This is a genomic window from Kitasatospora sp. NRRL B-11411 (assembly GCF_000721345.1).
Classification (GTDB): domain Bacteria; phylum Actinomycetota; class Actinomycetes; order Streptomycetales; family Streptomycetaceae; genus Kitasatospora; species Kitasatospora cineracea.
Genome location: NZ_JOGH01000241.1, coordinates 1 through 3,749 on the forward strand (window position 1 = coordinate 1; position 3,749 = coordinate 3,749).

Annotated in this window: 3 protein-coding genes; 2 read left to right on the forward strand and 1 reads right to left on the reverse strand. The window is 72.9% G+C overall.

Features of this window, described 5'->3' with window-relative positions; translation table 11 throughout:
* Positions 1–637, forward strand: a 637-nt coding sequence (locus IH44_RS0139450; RefSeq protein ID WP_157852628.1) for an enhanced serine sensitivity protein SseB C-terminal domain-containing protein, incomplete at its 5' end; no start/stop codon positions are given.
* A gap of 289 nt (positions 638–926) precedes the next feature.
* On the opposite strand, the gene IH44_RS0139455 is transcribed toward IH44_RS0139450, so the two are convergent.
* Complete coding sequence (locus IH44_RS0139455) at positions 927–1,955, reverse strand: aldo/keto reductase (RefSeq protein ID WP_030464682.1); 1,029 nt, start codon at positions 1,953–1,955, stop codon at positions 927–929.
* Positions 1,956–2,059: 104 nt separating this feature from the next.
* On the opposite strand from IH44_RS0139455, the gene IH44_RS0139460 reads away from it, so the two are divergent.
* Positions 2,060–3,001, forward strand: a complete 942-nt coding sequence (locus tag IH44_RS0139460) for an AraC family transcriptional regulator (RefSeq protein ID WP_035958225.1) — start codon at positions 2,060–2,062, stop codon at positions 2,999–3,001.
* Positions 3,002–3,749: the final 748 nt, after the last annotated feature.

A 3,749-nucleotide genomic window follows, 5' to 3' on the forward strand; every position in this document is an offset into this window, starting at 1 on the left:
CGACCCGGAGGGCGGGCGAGTGGTGCTCGGCTTCGCCGACCCCCGGCTCGGCCGGGACCTCCCGGGAGCCGTCGGCGCGGCGTACTACGACGCGGCCCAACTGATGAGCCTGTTGGAAGGCAGCGGGGCCGTGCGGCTGGTGCTCCGCTCCCCGCAGGGCGAGTGGACACTGCCCCGAGCACTGCTGGACGCCTGGGCCCGGGACTTCCGCGGCGAGCGCCTGCTGCTCGACCCGCCGACCGGGCCCGACGCGACGGCCCTGCTGGAGGCCCTGGCCCGGCAGGTGAGCGGCTTCCCGACGGTCCGCACCGCCTGGCTGTCCCTGGCCCGCTGGCCGGATTCCCCGGATCCCCAACTGCTGCTGCACGTCGCCGTGGACGAGGACCCGCCCGGCCTCGTCGCCAACCACCTGCTGCGGGCGCTGCTCGACGAGCAGGCGCTGCGCCACCTGGCCTACCCGAAGGTCGCCGTCGTCCCGCTGCACCCCGTCGCGCACGCGGAGACCATCGCCGGCCTGGACCGCCGCGGCCTGCCCGCGGTGCGTCACGACTCCCGGCCCGGCCCGCTCGAAACGCCCGCGCCCGCCGCCCTGCCCGCTGCCCCGAAGCCGAAGCGCCGCTGGTTCCAACGCCCCTGACGGGCAGCGGCGTCCGCGGGATGTCGAACGGTCCCGCAGGACCCGGCCGCCGAGCGCGGCGGGGTCGAGCTGTCGCAGCGGGGGCGGGCCCAGGCCCAGGGCGGCACGATCCGCCGCTGCATCATCCGGTGGAACAAGCACGCCGCAGACCAACACCTACGTGAGGTCGTCAACAGGGCAAACGTTGACTGACGCGGCACCGGAGCGGCCGTCGTAAGTAAGACGGGCCCCTCCGGCGGGCGCTGCCCGCACCGCGCTGCCCGCACCGCGCAGTGCCGGCGCGCTGTCGTTACGCCGCTGCGCGTTCGACGGGCGGCCGACGCCTCAGCTCCGGCTGACGGACGGCCGGCGGCTGGTAGGCCATGTCGAGCGTGCCCGTGTCCGTGCCGGGCGGCACGATGGCGTCGATCCGGTCCAGGACGTCGTCCGAGAGGGTGACCTCGGCGCCCGCGAGCAGGTCGTCCAGGTGCGCCATCGTCCGCGGTCCGAGAAGCGCGGACGTGACGCCGGGGTGGGCGAGCACGAAGCCCATGGCCAGATGGGTCAGCGGCATGCCCGCCTCTTCGGCGAGCGGGACGAGCCGTTCGACGACGTCGAGCCGCCGGTCATCCTTGAGGTGCTGGAAGCCGTACTGCGAACGGTGGGTCGAGGGCTGCCGGCCCTTGCGGTAGCGCCCGGTCAGCAGCCCGCCGCCGAGCGGCGACCAGACCAGGGTGCCCATGCCGAACTCCTGTGCCACCGGGAGTACTTCGCGCTCGATGCCCCGGTTGAGGATCGAGTACACGGGTTGCTCGGTGCGCGGTCGGGCGAGGCCGCGTCGCTCGGCGACCCAGTGGGCGCGCACGAGTTCGGAGGCCGGCATGGCCGAGGTGCCGAAGGTGCGGATCTTGCCGGCCCGCTGCAGGTCGGTGAGAGTCCCGAGCGTCTCCTCGATGTCGGTGCCGGGGTCCGGGCGGTGGATCTGGTAGACGTCGACGTAGTCGGTGTCGAGGCGGCGCAGCGAGTCCTCCAGCGCGCGCACCAGCCAGCGCCGGGACGCGCCCTGGTGGTTGGGCTCGTCGCCCATCGGGTTCCCGGCCTTCGTCGCGAGCACGACGTCGGCCCGGCGGCCCTTCAGGGCGCGGCCCACGATCTCCTCCGACTCGCCGCGCGCGTACATGTCGGCCGTGTCGATGAGGTTGATGCCGGCGTCCAGGGCCCGGTGGATGATGCGGACGCAGTCGTCGTGGTCGGGGTTGCCAATGGCGCCGAACATCATGGCGCCCAGAGCGTAGGGGCTCACCTTGATCCCGGTCTTGCCGAGGCCGCGGTAACGCATGTTCTCTCCTGGAATCCGTTGGCGGGGTGCTGCTACCAGCCTGCCCGGGAGAGACCGGACGATGAATACTTGTGAGTCCCGTTTTTTTGCGCGAGAGTACGGTCATGACCCCTGATCGGCTCTCCGAAGCACTCGACCTGGTCGAGGTCCGCGGCGTCCTCACCGGCGGCATCGCGGCCCGCGGCGGATGGTGGGGCCGCGGACCGCTCTCCGACCCGGTCAAGTTCTTCGCGCTCGTCAGCGGCCGGGCCCGCCTGACCACCGACGGGATCGACGAACCGGTCGACCTCGTGGCGGGCGACGTGGCGATCCTCACCGGCCGCTCCTGGGTCGCGTTCGAGGCCGGCGCGGAACCCCGCCAGGAAGTGCAGCCGGAATCCGACTTCTCCACCGACCGCTTCACCCGCTCCGACCGCGACGCCGACGACATCGTCATCGGCGGCTGCATCAGCCTGAACGAGGCCGGAAGAACGCTCCTCCTCGAATCACTGCCGCCACTGGCCCACATCAGGCCGACCAGTGGCGACGACCGCCTCCTCACCGTCCTGCTGCGCCTGTTCGACGAGGCCACCGCCCAGCGGCCCGGCTCGGCCATCGCGATCCGGCAGTACGGTCAGCTCTTCCTCCTGGAACTGCTGCGCTCCTACGTCGACCAGTGCACACTGCCGTCCGGCTGGCTGCGGCTGCTCGTCGACGAACGCCTGCGCCCCGCCCTCGACCTGCTGCACGACCGCCCCGGCCGCCCCTGGGGGCTCGAGGAGTTGGCGAGAGCCGCCACCATGTCCCGGACGACCTTCGCCGAGCGGTTCCGGGAGGCAGCCGGCGTACCACCGCTGACCTACCTGGGCCGGTGGCGCATGCTGCTCGCCCAGCGCGCACTCCGGGACGGTGACGCCCGCGTCGCGGCCCTCGCCGAGGAGTTGGGCTACGGATCGGAGAGCGCCTTCAGCACGGCGTTCAAACGGGTCGTCGGAGAGTCGCCGCTACGCTACCGGGCCCGCGTGCGACAGGACGCCACCAGCCGCCCCCGGAGCGAGACGCCATGACACGTCGGCCCAGCCCGACTCCCTGCGAGGCCCGGCGACGCGGGCATCCGCTCGTCGGCCGCGCAGGTGAGCACCGGCCGCCGCCGACGAACTGCCGGTGGCGACGGACGCTGCGCAGGGAGCCGTCCGAGGAACCCGGCCCCCGGACCTGGCCGCCGAAGACGTCGACCAAGGCACCGGACGCGAGCGCGAACGCGACCGCCGACGCGACCAGGCCCCCGCTCTGCGACCCGGCGCAACCCCCGCACCGGGGACCGGCCACCGACCCGGCGCCCGTCTCGGCCCGGTCGGAGCCGCCGGCACCGCTTTCGCCCTCGACCAAGCCCCGGAGCCGACCGCCGATCCGCGACGTCCTGGAGCCGCGGCGACCCGCAACCGCCCGCACCACGACCAGCCGATCGCCATCGTCGCCCTGCCGACCAGCCGGCCCCGCGGCCGCCCGGCCGGTGAACTGTCCGCCGCACCCCCCCGCCGACGGGTTCCCCTGACCAGGGCACCTGATCCGCCGTCCATCCTCGGGCCCCGCCGACCGAAGTTCGGCCGGGCCGCCTTCCCATTCAGAGGAATTCCGCGGCTCTGGCCGGATTTTCGTGAAAGGCCAGGTCATCGGCGTGAATGCAGGATCGTTTCGCTGCGGGATGACCTTCAGGTGGCTCTCTACTCGATCGAAGATGTGCTGTTCCCCGGAGTCGATGTTGAACTGGAGCGGGTGACTGCGGGGTTGGACCTGGTGCTGGTCGAGGTCGCC

Coding starts and splice junctions, on each gene's coding strand:
- IH44_RS0139455 (WP_030464682.1), bottom strand. CDS start 1,955: ATGCGTTACCGCGGCCTCGGCAAGACCGGGATCAAGGTGAGCCCCTAC.
- IH44_RS0139460 (WP_035958225.1), top strand. CDS start 2,060: ATGACCCCTGATCGGCTCTCCGAAGCACTCGACCTGGTCGAGGTCCGC.